Origin of the sequence: Treponema sp. OMZ 803 (assembly GCF_024181165.1) — a bacterium.
Lineage (GTDB): Bacteria > Spirochaetota > Spirochaetia > Treponematales > Treponemataceae > Treponema.
This window is the reverse complement of sequence record NZ_CP051195.1, coordinates 1,934,589-1,950,854: the sequence shown is the minus strand read 5'-3', so window position 1 is coordinate 1,950,854 and position 16,266 is coordinate 1,934,589. Positions and strand designations below refer to the sequence as shown.

Here is a 16,266-nt window from a genome sequence, read left to right as displayed (position 1 = left end):
AGTTGTTTGATGAATTAGTACCGTTAGATGCACTCTCCGATAAAGATTTTAAAACCATTTATGATGCGGCGGTTCCTGCGTTGTACAAGGTTGCCTATAATGTTGTACGGGAGGAGGATGCTGCCGAAGACTTGTGTCACGATGCGTTGATTAAGATGACGGAAAAAGAGATGAAGTTTCCGTCGTTGAATGATGCAAAGTATTGGCTTATTAGAGTGGTAAAAAATGCCGCACTCAATTATGCAAAGCGGAGAGTGTTGGAACGGAAAGTATATACGCGTGCGTTTAAAGAAGACCAGCGCAAAATGGATTCCGGTGAGACTGCGCTCTTGAAAGATGAAACAATTCAAGATGTGCACCATGCGCTGGAGCAATTACCCGAGAAGCTGCGAATCGCACTACAACTTCGTGAATATACCGAGTTGAATTATAAGGAGATTGGACGTATCCTTGGCATTAGCGAAGGAAATGTAAAAGTTCGTATTTTTCGTGCGCGAGAGTATTTGGCAAAAGTTATAGGAGAAGATAATGTCTACATGCCCTAATAGAGACCTTTTATCCGCTTATATCGACGGTGAAATTGCCCTTCCTTGGAGAGGAACAATAGAACAGCATTTACAGCAATGCGTTTCGTGCAAAAAAATATACGGCCAATATGTGACGGTGCACCGATACATGCAAATATCTGTTACCGGTGCGGAACTTGATACGGACGCTTCTTTTGCTAAATTGATTGAAAAGCGGAATGCCATATTACAGAATAAATCCAAAGTCCAAAAGCGGCAATGGGGAGTAAGTTCAGGTGAACGCTGGTTTTCTTCTTCCATTCGTATTCCCGTGCCTGCCGCAGCCGCTGCTGTTTTGGTTTTTGTCTTATTACCGCTTATATTGTTCTTCAAAATAGAATATACCGTTAATTCGGTTGCTGCGGTACAATCTTCCTTTACACCGATCATCCCCGTTTCACTTGAAAAGCAGAAACCGATCTCCGAAATAGATTACGGTATCACGCATGCGAATAGCGATCAGAGCTATACCGTATCGACCAAAGCGGTGAATACAAATGCTAAGTTCTTTACGGTCGGCGAATTTGCTCGTTTATATTCAAAAGATGAAAGTTTGTTTCAGCCGGTTGAGTCCACGGTTGATCTTAAAATTTCTTCTTCATCATTTCCGCTGTCATCGGAGTACCAATCGCTTTACATTATTACCGATCCCAATATAAGAATTAGCAATCGATGAAACTTTTTTATCTCATAAGAAAGTATTCCTGGTTTCGCTTTCTTGTTTTTTCATTTGTTATCGGCGGTATAGCGGCCGGTATTATTTTTTTTTCTCGATCTACCATTCGTTCCAATATTATTATTGCCGTGTCTCCTCAAGTTACCGTGCAGGGTGAACAAGTTACCATAACAGGTAAGGGCTTTGGACAGCGTTCAGTCCATTCGTGGCTGATGATCGGGAATAACAAAATTAAATCCGATCGGTGTATTGAATGGACGGATACGAAGATTATTTTTGAAACCCCTGATACCCTCTATGAAGACATACTGTACGTGGTGGCTAAGAATAAGCAAGGAAATGCTGTCATGCTGGTGAATCAGACGGTTTTTCCGGTCAACTCAGAGCACACCGCAGATGAAAATCTTCCGTTTATCGGCTCTTTGGACGCCGATTCCGGCAATGTAGGCGATCTGATTTCCATTCACGGCAAAAATTTCGGTCATGCGCGAAATGATTCGGTTGTACTGTTTACCGGAACACAGAATACCGTTTATGCGCAAAATCCTGCAAAAGAAGCGGCGCTGATTGGTGCCGAATGCAGCGAATCGGACTTTGATTACGAATTTTGGAGTGATCGTGAATTACGGGTACGGGTGCCCGATGCCGCAGATACGGGAAATGTTGTGGTTATTACCGAAGCGGGAATAAGCAATCCTGTGCCGTTCCGATTAAAAAACAAATACGGTACTAAAACTTATACGGATGCGAGGACATATCGTCTTGTTTCCGAAGTGGAGATTTCCGATTTTCTGGCAGAGACCCCTAATACGTTCTTTTTACAGGTACCGTTGCCGCAAAAAACGGAGACACAGCGTACCGTTACCATTAGTTCCACTCAACCGGAGCCGTTTGTATCATCATATCAGGGAGCGAGTATTTTCCGTTTTCATAATGTTGAATCAGGCAATAAAATACAGATCCGGCAAGAATACAGTGTATCTCGTAGTAGAGTAGAAACGAATGTTAACATTGCTTCGCTCAAGAGAACGGAACAAAATAATCCGCTTTTATATGCAGCGTATACCGAATCCGATGATTTCCTCCCTGCCGATAACACAGTAATTAAAAAGATATGTCGACAAATTATCGGCTCTGAAACGAATCCATATCAGAAAGCGCGGCGTATCTATACTTTTTTAACTTCCGAGATAAAAGCACGGGAAAGCAGCGTTGCAGATGCGGGTAGGTCTATTCTTACTGCTTTAGAAGAGAAAAACGGTAGTGCGTATGACCTTGCGCTACTGTTTTGTACGCTTGCCCGCGCGGCCGGCGTACCGGCTGTTCCGGCTGCAGGGCTATTGGTCGATCAGGAGCAGAAAGCGATGTTACATTGGTGGGCGGAGTTCTATATAAACGGTTTCGGCTGGATTCCTGTTGACCCTGCACTTGCTTCCAGCGTCCCTTTTGATACCGGCGTTGCTGATAAGGGAAGATGGTATTTCGGTAATTTGGATGCATACCATATTGCATTTTCGCGCGGGTACCAGACTCAGACCCCAATGTTACCGAACGGTAAAACGACGGAAAAGATTCGAAGTTATGCCTTTCGGTCTATTTGGGAAGAAGCAACGCCGAATATAAGTGGTTACAGCGTACTCTGGCGAATCCCGAAGATAACAGGTGTGTACTAAAAAGAATTGCATTTTTTTAAATTAATTATTACATTGTAAAGTGTAGAACAGCCTGTAAATGGGCGGTAACTGATAGTGTTTTTTACTTGTTTTATGATCTAAAGTAAACTTCCAATGCGAATGAGGAGAATCTTTATGGTACGTGTTTTATCGGTAGGCGGATCAATTGTGGTGCCTCAACAGCCTGATGAAGCCTTTTTACGGGATTTTGCCGCCCATATACGCAGATGGCTCAGTGTGTCGGCAGAGAGAAAGCTGATTTTGGTTGTCGGCGGCGGCGGTCCCGCTCGCATTTATCAACAAGCATATAGGAAGATTATAGATAATACCCCTTCAAATGATGAGGCCGATTGGATCGGTATTATGGCGACGCGGCTTAATGCTCAGCTTTTAAAGGCAATTTTCTTGGATATCTGTCCAAATCCCGTTGTCTATGACCCAACGGCTGTGGAGCTTTTTTCCGGACAGATATTGATCGCCGCCGGTTGGAAGCCGGGCTTTTCTACCGACAATGATGCAGTTTTATTGGCTGAACGCTTTTCTGCAAAGCAGGTAATTAACCTTTCAAATATCGAAAAAGTGTATACTGACGATCCTAAGAAAAATCCTGATGCAAAACCGATTGATACGATTTCGTGGGAGCAATTTATTCGGTTGGTCGGTACGGAATGGGTTCCCGGCAAAAATGTGCCTTTTGATCCTGTTGCAAGTTTGCGTGCTCAAAAAGCGGGAATACAGGTAATCTGCGCCGGCGGTACCGATTTGAATAATCTTGATAACATCTTAAATGACTGCCCCTTTAAAGGCACGACGATAGGCTAGACGTATGGATTATTATGAGGTTCTGGGAGTTTCTAAAACTGCTTCCGATGAAGAAATAAAGAAAGCATACCGTGCAAAGGCGCTGCAATATCATCCCGATAAAAATCAGGGAAATGCAGCTGCTGAAGAAATGTTCAAAAAGATAAACGAAGCGTATTCTGTATTGTCGGATTCCAAGAAACGCGCCGATTATGACCTCGGCGGTACCGCATCGCAGCAATACGGAGCCTATACACAACAGTATGCACGGCAGAATCCTTTTACCTATAACCCGTTCGCAGAAGACGATGATGATCCGATGTTCGGCCACTCGTATCACTGGACGTTCTACCATTCGCCGGAACAGGAAAACGAGCCGGTCTCACATCGCAGAGGATTGGGAGCTTTACTCGCCGGTATCTTATATCTGTGGCTTGGATTGCTCAGTTTTCGTGTTATATATGCTTTTGGTTTTTTAAGTCTTTTTATCGGTGTGCCGCTGCTTGTGAAAGGCGTTAAAAACCTGAAAATAGCATTCGTGTCGTTTTTTAAAAGCAGCAGTTAGCGTTCGCGGAAAATAATCCTGCCTCTATTTAGATCGTAAGGAGAGAGCGCAACTTTTACGCTGTCGCCGGGGACGATGCGGATAAAATGTTTGCGCATTTTTCCCGATAAATGAGCCAAAATGACATGACCGTTTTTTAATTCAACACGAAACATCGTGTTGGGAAGGGACTCTTTAACTATTCCTTCAACTTCAATTGCTTCTTCTTTAGCCACAATTCCTCCGAAAAGCATCTAAAAACAACGAGACTGTTAAAAACTTCGGTTTTTGGGCAGCTCCCCTAAAAACTCCAGTTTTTTAGAAATTTCCAGTTGCTTTTTTACCGAAATAACGCATATAATTGTAGAGTCTATTCATTAGTTTGTCAACTAATGGAAAGAGGCATAAAAAGAGAGGAGTTACAAAAATAGATGGAAAAAGAGTTTTACCAAGAGATGAAGCAATCTCTGCATGAGCACCGTGCTGAAATTATCAAAACGTTTGTGGCAAATCATGAAAGTTTTAGACAGATTATTGAATCGGTAGATCCTAAAGATTTTGGTGATATTGCTTCGGAAGATACCGATCGGAAGATGCTGGAGAGTATGAATGAAAAAGACGCCAAACGGATGCAGTTAATTGAATCTGCTCTAGCCCGTATCGAGCAAGGGAAGTATGGTAAGTGCATCAAATGTGCAAAAAAAATACCGGAAGACCGGTTGCGGGCTATTCCTTACGCATTGATGTGTATCGAATGTCAATCAGCGATCGAACGAAAAAAACGCTAGTCGGACAATGGGAGATACAATGCAAAGAGTTTTTTTATTCATCGCGGACGGATTTGAAGAAGTTGAAGCAGTTACACCGCTCGATTATTTGCGTCGCTGTGGAACTGACTTGACCTTAGTCGGAGTTGATGCAGATGTCATTCGTTCGTCGCGCGGATTGACTGTTACCTGCGACATTGCGTTATCCGAACTTATTGGAAGGGGCGTCGAAGCGAAAGAAAATGCCGAGCGATTGGCAGCTAGTACTGCACTGGCGATATTGCCTGGCGGACTTCCAAACAGTCGTACGCTCAGTGAAAATACTGAGCTCCGCTCTTTTATAACTGAGACGGTAAAGCACGGTGGATTAGTCGCAGCGATTTGTGCGGCTCCGGCACTTGCACTTGGTGGATGGGGCTTGCTTGAGGGGAAACGCTTTACCTGTTATCCGGGTATGGGAGCAGATTTACCGACGCAGCCTGTAAAGGGCGCGCGTGTCATTCGTGACGGTCAATTTATTACTGCCTGTGGAGCCGGAGCTGCTGAAGAATTCGCTTTTACCTTGGTGGATGCCTTGTATGGCGAAAAAAGACTTGCTGAGCTGAAAAGTTCAATCGTCGCCCGATAGTGCGGTATATATATTGATAATACAATGAAGATAAGCGGCTATCAAGATTGGCAAGAGGCGATGTTGCAGCTTCCCGAAAGAACATTTTTTCTCTTAATGCGTCTGTATCTTGGGGAAATTAAAACGCCCTTTAATAAGCAACGCCTCGTAGAAAGTCTTGGTAGTTTTTTGTCGAAGGCAGAAACACAGCAAACTATGATAGGAGGTCTTGACCGCCTCGATCTGTTGATTTTAACAGCCGTTCATACGCTACCGTTACCTAACCGCGGGGCTCTGTTGATATTTTTATCTTCTGAAACCATGTTACAGACTCGGCTAGCTAATCTGGAAGAGCGGCTTATTCTCTATCGAAACAGTTATACCGACGATTACGACAGAGTAATTAACAACTATAGTATTAATCCTTTTTTGTATAAGTCCGTCGAACCTTTGTTAGATTCGCGCTTACTTTTTTTATCACAGCAGAAAAAAGAACCACAGAGTGAGGCTATACTTTGTGATGATATCGTATTGGCGGGACTCTACACCTTTTTCCTCAAAGAAACCGATGTGCTGAAAATGAATGGCGCTTTTAAAGTAAGAGCCGAAAAGCAGCTTAAAGCGGTTTTTCAGGATACCGTAACAGATATAGGTGCTTTTAAAACGCTCTGTATCGGCTTACGAAACCTTGGTTTGCTAATAGCTGAGTCGGCAAGCCTTATCCCGCAGCAAGGCCGATGGGAGGAGTTTTTTAAACGGACACCCTTTGATCGAAAGATGTATATTATCGCCGCAGTGTATGGCCATGCACGCCATGATAGTATGCAAAAACGGGCGCAATTTTTTTCGGATTTTTTAGCGTCGCTCGATCCCTGTGGTGTATATGATGATATCACATTGAAGCGCTTTTTTGATTTTTTATTCTTGCGTTTACATGTCGAAGCAAACGGAGATGCCTCAGTTTTTCCTGATATGATGATCGAGGATGAACAGCGTATGATCGATACGCTCAAAATGCTTAAGTTTCTGCTGCCGGTCGGGGAATATTGGCAGCTGAATGCAGCTTCTTTTAACCAAGAATCGGTAGAGCAGCCATTGATTGCTGCTCCTTCATTCGAAATAACTATGTTGCCCTTTACCGCTCTTTGGCGTATATTTCCGGTACTGAGCTGTATGGAACCGATATCTATTTTGACAACCGGTCGGTTTACTATCACGCGGACAGCTTGTTTGCGCTGTTTTGAGCGATGCAGTACCGATAAAGTTCTGATCGCATTACTTGATGAAGCCTCCGGTGGGAAACTTCCTCAAAATATAAAGGTGAGTATTTCCGAATGGTATTTGCAGTGTACCGCTGTCGGTTTGTATTATGGATTTGTGATAACCGTTGCAGAGGATAAACGGAATCTTTTTAAGAAAAATGCAGGGTTGCAGGATATTATCTATAAGGAATTAGCTGACGGTGTTTATTTGATAAAACAGATGGATTTGGATTCGGTGCGTACGATGATTAAGTCTGCCGGTCTGGATGTAACTTTTTATACCCCATGTGCTACGGGACGGTATACTACTGTGGGATTTTCTTCTATTGAACACCGGCATCCCGCTCTTGGCGGATTCGATAAGAAAACAGAGGAATGGTATGCAGCTCAATGTGAACAGGAAAAGAACTATTATGAATATATTCGGGAACTGCAAGCTGTTGTAGATACGATGCCAATCGATCAGTATAATAAACAAAGCTTGAAAGAAAAAATTGCAAAAAAACTGATTATTACCAAAGGACAACTGTATGGAGCAGTGGCAGACAACGAAGTTCGAGAGATTTCGGGGCTTGATTTTTTAGGAAAAATCCATCTTGCAGAAACTGCGATTGCCGACAACAGTCGTTTGGAGGTGTCGATCGATGGAGTTTCCGGACGTCGGATAATTATGGGTATCCCTATTGCAATTGAGAAAACGGATCATGATGCGGTCTTGGTGATGCAGGAAGATGACACGCAATATAAAGAAAGAATTTCGATTGCCGGTATCATAAAGATGAGGTCATTTCGCAGTTCATTTTTTTCTTAGTATCGATGGCCGGTTCAGAATTTTGAAAAAAAATCCGATATTGTAATCGAGATATTGGATTTTCTTCTTGACTTTTTATGGGAGGGTTTAAGACGATGGGGGCATCGTTTATATTAGCGCCGTCTTTATTGAGTGCAGACTTTTCACGGCTCGCCGAAGAATTACATTTTATTGAAGCAAACGGAGGTCAATGGGTGCATCTTGATGTGATGGACGGAGTCTTTGTACCGAATTTAACGTTCGGTGCTCCCGTTGTGCGTAGTCTACGGAGTAAGAGCACCCTTCCTTTTGATGTGCATTTGATGGTTTCCCGCCCTCAAGATTTTGTAAAAGATTTTTCAGCGGTAGGAGCAGATTATTTCACGTTTCATATTGAAGCGGCAGTGCATGCTCATAGGCTTATTACGGAAATTCGTGCAGCAGGTATGAAACCCGGCGTGAGTATCGTGCCGTCAACCCCTGTACATCTTTTAGATGAGGTGTTACCTTTTGTCGATCTTGTGTTGGTGATGACGGTTAATCCGGGCTTCGGTGGACAAACGATGATTCCCCGCTGCCTCGAAAAGATCAAAACGTTGTATGAGTACCGTGAAAAGTACGATTACCGCTATTTAATTTCCGCTGACGGCGGCGTCAATGCGGAAACGCTTCCGGCTGTATGCAATGCCGGTGCCGATGTTATCGTGTCAGGATCATCTTTTTTTTCCGGAGAGATAAAGAAATGAAAAAAAAATTAATACTGGCTTATCTTGTGTGTTTTGGTATATGCAATCTCTTTGCCGATAGTGATGATTTACTAACCGGTTTAGATGCATACAGCCGCGGAGATTGGACTACTGCAACGGCATCATTTGAGCGGGTGCTTACCACTGCAGATCCGAATAATCGTACTGAGGCATTATACTGGTTAGTAATGTCTGAAACCTCTGCACAAAATTATCAACGTGCATTGAATTATGCCGATACATTTTTGGAGAGTGCATCCGCAGATGAACGCGCTGCCGAGGTGAACTATCAAAAAGGACGGCTTCTATATTTATCCGGCAGCTATGAGGCATCATTGGATGTCCTCTATCGGTTTATTGAAAAGTATCCCGATCATCCTAAAATTCCGTCTGCTTATTATTGGATAGGCGAAAATCTTTATGCAGCAGGGAATCACACCGAAGCCCGCAAAATTTTTAGTAAAGTCATCGTAGACTATCCGCAATCGGGGAAGGTTAATGAAGCGCGGTATAAAATTGTGCTTATTGATCAACAGTCGGTTCGAGAAGAACTTTTGCAGATGGCGAATGAAGCCCATTCCGCATCGGCACAAGCCGAAAAAACACATGCAGACGCCGAACCGGAGCCGGAACCCGATAAAGCAGCCCCGAAATCCGATGAATCAAGCGCTTCGGTTGCCTCAGACACTACGGACAGCAATACCGAAGATGCGCTGGTTGCAGATGAAGCTGCTATAACGGTTGCTGCAGATACTACCGATACTACCACGGATGCCGGCGAACCCGATACAACTGAAACAGCGGTTGCTGTACCGACCGACAGCGTGGAAGCGGCGCCGGTTACAGAGACTTCTTCATTAGCAACAGTAGAAGAAGGGAAACAGATCGAACACTTTGTTAGCCGTTTAACAGCGTTGGAGAAAAAAATTAATGAAATTTCTGCAGCACTTTCTCTTATTGCTGAAGAACAAGAAAATCAGCGTATACGGGAACAGCAGCAAGCTTTTGAACAACAGCAGAAGGTTGAGCAGCAACAAAAAGAAGCCGAGCAGCAGGAACTTGAAAAGCGCCGTCAGGAGCTGGCAGGACTAAAGGCTCGCGCCCAAACCTTGGAAAAACTTTATGAACAGCATATGAAAGGAGCAAAATAATGTGGAAACCCAATAAAAAGATGATTCTATTATGCCTCTCGGTGTGGCTGCTGAGTGGATTATTTGCGGCGGAAAATACAGTCGAAATGATCAGCGATCCGTTAAAGTTGGTCATTTACCCTAACACGGGCAATTTCTGTTTATATCATTCAAAAGCCGAGGATGCGCGCGCGTATGAGCCGCTGTATGATGACCGCTCTCAATCTTCCGTAAATATTTACTCAGTGCTTTTTAATGGGGAGATATTCCACCTCAATAATAAAAGTGGAAAGAAAATTATTATTAGCCAGTCAAAAAATGAGATAACGGTCATGTTCCAAATCAGCATGGATTTTTTGGCGACGCAAACTTTTTCGTTTGTATCTTCAAAACAGCGGTCAACGGGGAAACTTTTGAAAATCGTAACCGAAATTCAAAATATTTCGGGGGATATTGCTGATATCGGTTTAAAGGCTTTATTTGACACTTCGTTAGGTGAAAAAAACCTTGTTCCGCTGTATACGGACTTACGCAGCGAAATTGGAGCAGAATTGATGTTGCAGCCGGTATTGGAAAAAGATTCCGTTATCTTTTCTGCGGATAGAGGATATGCCTGTCTTTTTTTCTTACGAAATGAATATATGACGGTACCGACAGCCGTGTATATTGCAAATTGGGAACGGCTGGTAACAAAGAAGTGGCTACCCTCTTACGTAAGTGGCAGATCATTCCGTAAGTATGCGTTTTCCGATCCCGGGCTTTTATACGTATGGTCTGAAAAGAAGATGCTCAATAAAGAGACTTTCAGTGTTACAAACTGCATCGGCTTTTATGATTATCGGAATGCAGCTGATACTGTAACAGCATATTCGGCATATACCCAACAGGCAGCGGGGGAGCCAGCTCTACCGGTTACTGCACCTCCTAGTAAATTGACCGTTACCACCGTTTACCGAGCAGCTCCCGTAACTCAACCTGTTGATCCTAACGCACAGTCGGTGGATAGTTCTGTTTCTTCGACTTCAGTAGGGGAGCCTAACACTGTTCAAGTTACCGAACGGAATACATCGGTACAACCGACAAAATCCGAGAAGCCAAAGAAAGATTATCGGTATGTGCAGGAACTGCTGGATAGGATTGCGGAACTTGAAAAGTCGTCTGACGTATTATCCACGGAAGAGATTGCTAAATTACGTGTAGAAGTAGATAACGCAATAGAGGCTATGCAGGAACAATAATGCCGTCATCGATTCTTGAACAAGCAAAAAAACAATTTGTCAAGGGGAATTATCAACAGGTTATTAATCTATTGGAGCCGCACGTTACGCAATACGTTGTATCGAGCGATACCAAAGATGTTGTGTATAATGCATCATTTAATAAATCGTTTCCTTTTTATCTGTATTTAGGACTTGCTTGTTTACATGCCGGGGATATCGGCGGCGCCGTTGATTATTTGGCTTGCGCACGGAAAATTAAAATGACTGATCCCGATTTGCTATGTGCGCAGGCTGTGCTGTTTTTACGGCGAGGCGACACCGCACGCGCGATCGACTATTATCTGGAAGCGATTGAGTATAATCCTAACCATGAATTGGCACGCAGCGGATTGGAGTTTATTCGAACTCATAACACGCCGGAGGCAATAGGAGATGCCGTTCAATCGGGTGAAATAAAAAAGTTTTATCCTCGTCCAGGTGTACAGTCCTATATTAAAAAAAGAATAATCTTGTTTGCCTGTTTGGTAGTTGCTGCGTTTGTTGCGGTGATTGCAGTAATGGTATTGATAAAAATTCCTCTGTCGTTGCGGACACAGAATAATAATAGGGCTGATCTCTCGGCATTCGCATTGCTGTCGGATGAAAAAGCACGTCCGATTGATACGGGCGGGACGTATCGGTATATGCTTTCGGAAAAAGAGGTGCTTGCGGCATATCGGAATGCACAGAAATATTTTCAGGATTCACGGGATAACCTGGCGCAAATTGAAGTTAACCGGATTTTGTCTTCGAACGCCGCCCATTCGATTAAACAGAAGGCGCGGTTGTTAATGGACTATTTTGCGAAACCTGGCTTCGATACTGTTCGGGATATTCCATCCTACAGCGAGGTACGAGCTGATATTCCGCTTTATCTTGATTGCTGGACAATTTGGTCGGGACGTGCAACAAATATACAATCCGATGGGGACAATACGAGCTTCGATCTTTTGGTAGGGTATAGCGAGCGTATTCAGTTGGAAGGTGTTGTTCCTATCTTTTGTAATTTTTCGGTCAGGATAGATTCTGAACGCCCAATAGAAGTATTAGGAAAAATCCAGCAGCGGGGCGGTATCCTTTTTTTAAAAGCTGCCGGTATTCATCAAAGCCAAGTACCGGAAAACAAGCGCTGATTGGAGAAAATATGTATACGGCGGAAAAAGTACGGATAGGCGGCAAGGGCAGCGTTCGGAGTATTGAGCTCGGCGGTGATAGTCCTATTGCTATCCAGACTATGTGGAAACAGCCGCTGAGCGGAGATACCTTGCAGGAAACGGCACGGAAAATTGCCGAATTGGAGCAGCTCGGCTGTGACATTCTCCGGTTTGCCGTACCGGATTCCGAAAGTGCCGAAGCGTTTGTCAAGCTTACTGAAATGACGCCGATGCCGCTTGTTGCCGATATTCACTTTGACTATCGGCTTGCGTTGCGCTGTATGGACGGCTGTGCTGCAAAAATACGTATCAATCCGGGAAATATCGGAACGGAAGATCGGGTAAGCGCGGTCATTAAAAAAGCACAGAATACCGGTACCGTACTCCGCATCGGTGTCAACAGCGGCTCTCTCCCCGCCGATATACGGAACCGTATGGAGCAGGAAATCCGCGAAGGACGTAATGCAGAGGAGGCGAGGGCAGCCGCATTGGTTGCCGGGGCGCAGCGGGAAGCGGCGCTTTTCGATAAACACGGCTTTACGCAGTACCTTGTGTCGATGAAAGCCTCATCCGTAAACGAAACGGTTATTGCCAATGAACTGTTTGCTGCCGAATCCGCTGCGCCGCTCCATTTAGGTGTTACGGAGGCGGGGCCTTTGGTTTCGGGCATTGTCAAAAGTACGCTCGCATTTTCAAAGCTGCTTGAACGGAATATCGGCGCTACCGTGCGGGTAAGCCTTTCCGATACTATGGAAAATGAGGTTATTGCAGCACGGGAAATTTTGACGGAATGCGGTAAACGGAAAGGCGGTATCAGGTTGGTGTCGTGCCCGCGCTGCGGCCGTAACGGTTTCGATGTTCACGGGTTCGTTGCACGCTGGCAGCACCGGCTTTTTGCCGAAAAGAAAGACTTGACTGTTGCGGTGATGGGATGTGTTGTCAACGGGCCGGGCGAGGGAAAATTTGCCGATATCGGGATTACCGGTGCGGAAAACGTTATCCTGTTGTTTAAGCGGGGCGTTATCGTTCAGCGTATCGATATACAAGGCTTGACGGAAGCGGAAAAAAATACGGTTGTCGATGCAGCCTTTGAAAAGGAGCTGAGGAGTTTATGAAAAAGTTAGTAATAGCGTGTTTTACAATCCTTATCAGTGCGTTTCTGTATGCACAAAAAGTATCGACCGACTCGTTGGAGTACCCTTGGCATCTGCTTGAGCAAGGAAAGGTTGCGTATGAAGGACGGGAATTCGGCAAGGCTCTCCTTTTGTTCAGGCAAGCGCGGGAAATGCATAAAACACAGGTAACCGCTCAATATGATTATCTTTTTGCCGCACTTAAACCGCATCAGGTAAGGGCTGCCGGTGATCTTATCTCGGATGTATACCGCGTGTTGGAAAAGCGGCAGGATTATGAAGCCTGTGCAATTCTTGATAGAATTTTTCTTATCCATCCTCCTGCTTATTTTGATAAGTCGATTTCTGCAGTACTTACATGGTTAAAAAAGAGCGATGTCTATCCTGAATGTGATTATCTTATCGGGAAGGTTTATGAGCTTGAAGGAGAGCTTACTCAGTCCCGCAGATTTTATCAATCTGCATGGGAAGCGAGAGAATTTTTATACATCCCCGATATGCGGTTTGAAATTATTTATTCGCTTGCACAAATTTCCGGTTTATTAAAGCAGTATGACGATCAGGAAAAATACCTCCTCCTTATTTTAACGGAAGATCCGGTGTATGGAACTACCAATGTAGAAAGTCCTACATTGAGGGCGATGATCCATACGATTAAAAATGAACAGACGGTTGAAAAGTTTTTTTCATTATATCGGCATCATAATGATATAGCGCTTCGTGCTTATATTGAACTGACCGATATTTATCTTCGTGCCGAAGAATACGATCGCGCATTTAGAACTGCGCTTCTCGGCGCCGATATTGCCGTTACGTATTTAAGCAATACCTTGAAAAAAGCTGATTTTATGTATACGTACAGTAACTTTTCCGATCTATTGCAGAGAATCGGCACAAATAATGAAATCTTACAATGGACGGAAACCAAGCAAATTTGGAATGTCTTTTTGCAGTTTGCAGATTTGTTGTACCGGCAGGGATTTGTCGTACAAGCAAATGATCTCTATCACAAATTGTCGGAGAGCTGTCCTTCTTTTACGTATGCAAAGGAAGCAACTTACAGGCTTTCTCAAACTTTTTAAACGAAAAGCACTGCTGCATCGGCAGCAGTAAAACCGGGGAGGTGGAAGATGAATATACACGACTACGGATTTTATCGGGTTGCTGCGATAGTTCCTCCTTGTGCAGTTGGCGATTGCACCGGTAATGCCGAACGGATTATCGGTGCATTGCGGAAAAGCGCCGAAATGGGAGCCGATATTGCCGTATTCCCCGCATTGGCTCTAACATCCGCCAGCTGCGGCACTTTTTTCGAACACCGGTCATTACTGAATGCTGCAGAAGACCGGCTTGCGTATATCGTCCGGCAAACCTCCATGGAGCCGATTATCGGTGTGGTTGGTTTTCCATTCTTTTTTTCGGGTAATATCTACAGTGCTGTTGCCGTCTTCAGTAGAGGAACTATTTACGGCATTGTACCGCTGGATGGAACCGCTCACTCCCGCGTTTTTTCCGTATATAGCGGAAGAGAATCTTCGACAATTCTTACCGGTTTGCAGAATACGGCTATTCCGTTCGGTTCCGATTTGCTGTTTGAAGTAGAAAAAAGCCGATTTTCGTTTGTAATCGGCAGCCCAAAAAATATACAAAATCAAAGTCAAGCCGGAATCAAAGACGGTTCTCCGGCGACGGGCAGCACCCTAACGGTAACCGGAGCGGCGCTATACATTGAACCGCTCGCACAGGCTTCGTTCGCGGGGTCTTTTACGGAACTTTGCCGCAGCGCTGCAGCCCGATCAAAGCAAGAAAGAAATACGGTTCTGTTTGTCAACGCCGGTTGGGGAGAGTCTTCAACCGACACTGTCTGTGCGGGCGAGCGCGGCATTTACGAAAACGGCGAACTGCTTGCGGCGGCAAACGGGTTTGAACTGTCTTCTTTTAATAAAACAGGCGATTTCAATTTTTCCGGCTATGAAGACGAAGCTGCCATTACTCTTGCAGATATGGATTGCGAGGCTCCCTCCAGTCTCGGTCGTAGTTCATCGGTTTGCCGCCGTATTGTCATTCCTGCCATACCTTCCCGAGGGGTTCTACTTGTTCGTCCGCGCAATCCCAATCCATTCATTCCGCTTGCGGTGCAAAATAACGAGCAAGCATGGGAAAGTTTTTTCTCACAGGTAACGGAGCTCCAAGCGCGCGGACTTGCGAAGCGGTTGTACCACACCGGTTGTAAAAAGGCAGTGCTTGGGATTTCCGGCGGCTTGGATTCCACATTGGCGCTCTTTATTGCGATACTCGCTTCGCGAATGCTCCGTCAGAAAGCCGATTCGGTTACGGCAATTACCATGCCCGGCTTTGGAACAACGGACAGAACCAAATCCAATGCGCTTAAACTTGCGGAATTACTCGGCTGTACCGTTCTTACCATTCCTATAGAAAAGGCGATGCTGCAACATTTTGCGGATATCGAGCACCCCGCAGATCTCTGCAATACGGTCTACGAAAACGCGCAGGCACGGGAACGAACTCAAATTCTGATGGATAAAGCAAACCAGCTTGGGGCGCTGCTTGTCGGGACTGGGGATCTTTCCGAATCCGCGCTCGGATGGGAAACGTATAACGGCGATCATATGTCGATGTATAATGTCAATGCCGGGATCCCAAAAACTATGTTGCGCCATTGCATCGACTATGTTGCGGCATATCCGTCGGTATTTTTACCGGATGCCGATAAGCATACCGAATTCCGCGCTATTGTGCAGGATATTCTCGATACGCCGATCAGTCCCGAACTACTTCCTGCCCAAAAACAAGTCATCACGCAAAAAACCGAGGACATACTCGGCCCCTATGAGCTGCACGACTTCTTTTTATATTATCTGCTGCACACGGATTTCAGTCCTGCAAAAATTCTTCTGCTTGCGGAGCATTGTTTTTCTACGGAGCAGCGGTATAACCGTCAGCAGATACTCGGCTGTATGCGTATTTTTTACCGGCGCCTTTTTTCTCAGCAGTTTAAACGTTCCTGTGCTCCCGACGGCGTGCAGGTAGGATTCGGCAGTTTCTCTCCGCGGGGAGCATGGCAAATGCCGAGCGATATGAATGCTGCCGTATGGCTTGCCGAACTTGAAAAGTTGTCGGAAGTGTGATATATCTTT

16 protein-coding genes are annotated in these 16,266 nt (G+C 44.8%); 15 read left to right on the top strand and 1 reads right to left on the bottom strand.

All coding sequences use genetic code 11. The annotated features are described in order from the left end of the window. Nucleotides 1-2: 2 nt before the first annotated feature. From ABH09_RS08880 to ABH09_RS12905, 5 genes are all read left to right on the top strand, one after another. Nucleotides 3-545 carry an RNA polymerase sigma factor gene (locus ABH09_RS08880; RefSeq protein ID WP_162663979.1) on the top strand — a complete coding sequence of 181 codons (543 nt, stop codon included), beginning with the start codon at nt 3-5 and terminating at the stop codon, nt 543-545. After that, nucleotides 529-1,242 carry an anti-sigma factor family protein gene (locus ABH09_RS08875; RefSeq protein ID WP_162663978.1) on the top strand — a complete coding sequence of 238 codons (714 nt, stop codon included), beginning with the start codon at nt 529-531 and terminating at the stop codon, nt 1,240-1,242. The genes ABH09_RS08880 and ABH09_RS08875 overlap by 17 nt, the downstream gene beginning before the upstream one ends. Continuing rightward, nucleotides 1,239-2,915, top strand: coding sequence for a transglutaminase domain-containing protein (locus tag ABH09_RS08870; protein WP_162663977.1), 1,677 nt, complete (start codon nt 1,239-1,241; stop codon nt 2,913-2,915). The genes ABH09_RS08875 and ABH09_RS08870 overlap by 4 nt, the downstream gene beginning before the upstream one ends. Before the next feature lie 135 nt (nt 2,916-3,050). After that, a complete protein-coding gene (gene pyrH / locus ABH09_RS08865; protein ID WP_253714119.1) occupies nt 3,051-3,737 on the top strand; it encodes a UMP kinase in 687 nt (228 codons plus the stop codon). Between the two features lie 4 nt (nt 3,738-3,741). Beyond that, nucleotides 3,742-4,281: a DnaJ domain-containing protein gene (locus tag ABH09_RS12905; protein ID WP_162663975.1), complete on the top strand. Its 540-nt coding sequence runs from the start codon at nt 3,742-3,744 to the stop codon at nt 4,279-4,281. Here ABH09_RS12905 and infA read toward each other — a convergent pair. Beyond that, the gene (gene infA, locus ABH09_RS08855; RefSeq protein WP_016523428.1) at nt 4,278-4,496 is read right to left on the bottom strand and encodes a translation initiation factor IF-1; all 219 of its coding nucleotides are present in this window, start codon (nt 4,494-4,496) and stop codon (nt 4,278-4,280) included. The two genes, ABH09_RS12905 and infA, sit on opposite strands and share 4 nt — an antisense overlap. A 195-nt stretch (nt 4,497-4,691) precedes the next feature. Here infA and ABH09_RS08850 point away from each other — a divergent pair, with 195 nt between their 5' ends. The 10 genes from ABH09_RS08850 (at nt 4,692) to ABH09_RS08805 (ending at nt 16,257) form a co-directional block, all read left to right on the top strand. Continuing rightward, nucleotides 4,692-5,048, top strand: a complete 357-nt coding sequence (locus tag ABH09_RS08850) for a TraR/DksA family transcriptional regulator (RefSeq protein ID WP_162663973.1) — start codon at nt 4,692-4,694, stop codon at nt 5,046-5,048. Between the two features lie 7 nt (nt 5,049-5,055). Beyond that, on the top strand, nt 5,056-5,655 hold the full coding sequence (locus ABH09_RS08845; RefSeq protein WP_371922107.1) for a DJ-1/PfpI family protein: 600 nt from the start codon (nt 5,056-5,058) through the stop codon (nt 5,653-5,655). A gap of 24 nt (nt 5,656-5,679) precedes the next feature. Continuing rightward, entirely contained in the window at nt 5,680-7,707 is a 2,028-nt protein-coding gene (locus ABH09_RS08840; protein ID WP_253714118.1) for a hypothetical protein, read from the top strand. A 95-nt stretch (nt 7,708-7,802) separates the two neighbouring features. After that, on the top strand, nt 7,803-8,432 hold the full coding sequence (gene rpe / locus ABH09_RS08835; RefSeq protein ID WP_162663970.1) for a ribulose-phosphate 3-epimerase: 630 nt from the start codon (nt 7,803-7,805) through the stop codon (nt 8,430-8,432). Next, complete coding sequence (locus tag ABH09_RS08830; RefSeq protein ID WP_253714117.1) at nt 8,429-9,583, top strand: tetratricopeptide repeat protein; 1,155 nt, start codon at nt 8,429-8,431, stop codon at nt 9,581-9,583. Before rpe ends, ABH09_RS08830 begins: the two co-directional genes overlap by 4 nt. After that, the gene (locus tag ABH09_RS08825) at nt 9,583-10,800 is read left to right on the top strand and encodes a hypothetical protein (RefSeq protein WP_253714116.1); all 1,218 of its coding nucleotides are present in this window, start codon (nt 9,583-9,585) and stop codon (nt 10,798-10,800) included. The genes ABH09_RS08830 and ABH09_RS08825 overlap by 1 nt, the downstream gene beginning before the upstream one ends. Next, nucleotides 10,800-11,954 (top strand): tetratricopeptide repeat protein, encoded by a 1,155-nt coding sequence (locus ABH09_RS08820; protein ID WP_162663968.1) that lies wholly within the window; start codon nt 10,800-10,802, stop codon nt 11,952-11,954. The genes ABH09_RS08825 and ABH09_RS08820 overlap by 1 nt, the downstream gene beginning before the upstream one ends. Before the next feature lie 11 nt (nt 11,955-11,965). Continuing rightward, on the top strand, nt 11,966-13,090 hold the full coding sequence (gene ispG, locus ABH09_RS08815; RefSeq protein WP_253714115.1) for a (E)-4-hydroxy-3-methylbut-2-enyl-diphosphate synthase: 1,125 nt from the start codon (nt 11,966-11,968) through the stop codon (nt 13,088-13,090). Continuing rightward, on the top strand, nt 13,087-14,190 hold the full coding sequence (locus ABH09_RS08810; RefSeq protein ID WP_253714114.1) for a hypothetical protein: 1,104 nt from the start codon (nt 13,087-13,089) through the stop codon (nt 14,188-14,190). Before ispG ends, ABH09_RS08810 begins: the two co-directional genes overlap by 4 nt. A 48-nt stretch (nt 14,191-14,238) precedes the next feature. Further along, nucleotides 14,239-16,257 (top strand): NAD(+) synthase, encoded by a 2,019-nt coding sequence (locus tag ABH09_RS08805; protein WP_253714113.1) that lies wholly within the window; start codon nt 14,239-14,241, stop codon nt 16,255-16,257. Nucleotides 16,258-16,266: the final 9 nt, after the last annotated feature.

Excerpts from the sequence above, each read along its gene's own strand:
- ABH09_RS08820 (WP_162663968.1), top strand. The coding sequence starts at position 10,800 with ATGCCGTCATCGATTCTTGAACAAGCAAAAAAACAATTTGTCAAGGGG.
- ABH09_RS08845 (WP_371922107.1), top strand. The coding sequence starts at position 5,056 with ATGGGAGATACAATGCAAAGAGTTTTTTTATTCATCGCGGACGGATTT.
- ispG (WP_253714115.1), top strand. The coding sequence starts at position 11,966 with ATGTATACGGCGGAAAAAGTACGGATAGGCGGCAAGGGCAGCGTTCGG.
- ABH09_RS08805 (WP_253714113.1), top strand. The coding sequence starts at position 14,239 with ATGAATATACACGACTACGGATTTTATCGGGTTGCTGCGATAGTTCCT.
- ABH09_RS08850 (WP_162663973.1), top strand. The coding sequence starts at position 4,692 with ATGGAAAAAGAGTTTTACCAAGAGATGAAGCAATCTCTGCATGAGCAC.
- rpe (WP_162663970.1), top strand. The coding sequence starts at position 7,803 with ATGGGGGCATCGTTTATATTAGCGCCGTCTTTATTGAGTGCAGACTTT.
- ABH09_RS08810 (WP_253714114.1), top strand. The coding sequence starts at position 13,087 with ATGAAAAAGTTAGTAATAGCGTGTTTTACAATCCTTATCAGTGCGTTT.
- ABH09_RS08840 (WP_253714118.1), top strand. The coding sequence starts at position 5,680 with ATGAAGATAAGCGGCTATCAAGATTGGCAAGAGGCGATGTTGCAGCTT.
- ABH09_RS12905 (WP_162663975.1), top strand. The coding sequence starts at position 3,742 with ATGGATTATTATGAGGTTCTGGGAGTTTCTAAAACTGCTTCCGATGAA.
- ABH09_RS08870 (WP_162663977.1), top strand. The coding sequence starts at position 1,239 with ATGAAACTTTTTTATCTCATAAGAAAGTATTCCTGGTTTCGCTTTCTT.
- ABH09_RS08875 (WP_162663978.1), top strand. The coding sequence starts at position 529 with ATGTCTACATGCCCTAATAGAGACCTTTTATCCGCTTATATCGACGGT.
- ABH09_RS08830 (WP_253714117.1), top strand. The coding sequence starts at position 8,429 with ATGAAAAAAAAATTAATACTGGCTTATCTTGTGTGTTTTGGTATATGC.
- pyrH (WP_253714119.1), top strand. The coding sequence starts at position 3,051 with ATGGTACGTGTTTTATCGGTAGGCGGATCAATTGTGGTGCCTCAACAG.
- ABH09_RS08825 (WP_253714116.1), top strand. The coding sequence starts at position 9,583 with ATGTGGAAACCCAATAAAAAGATGATTCTATTATGCCTCTCGGTGTGG.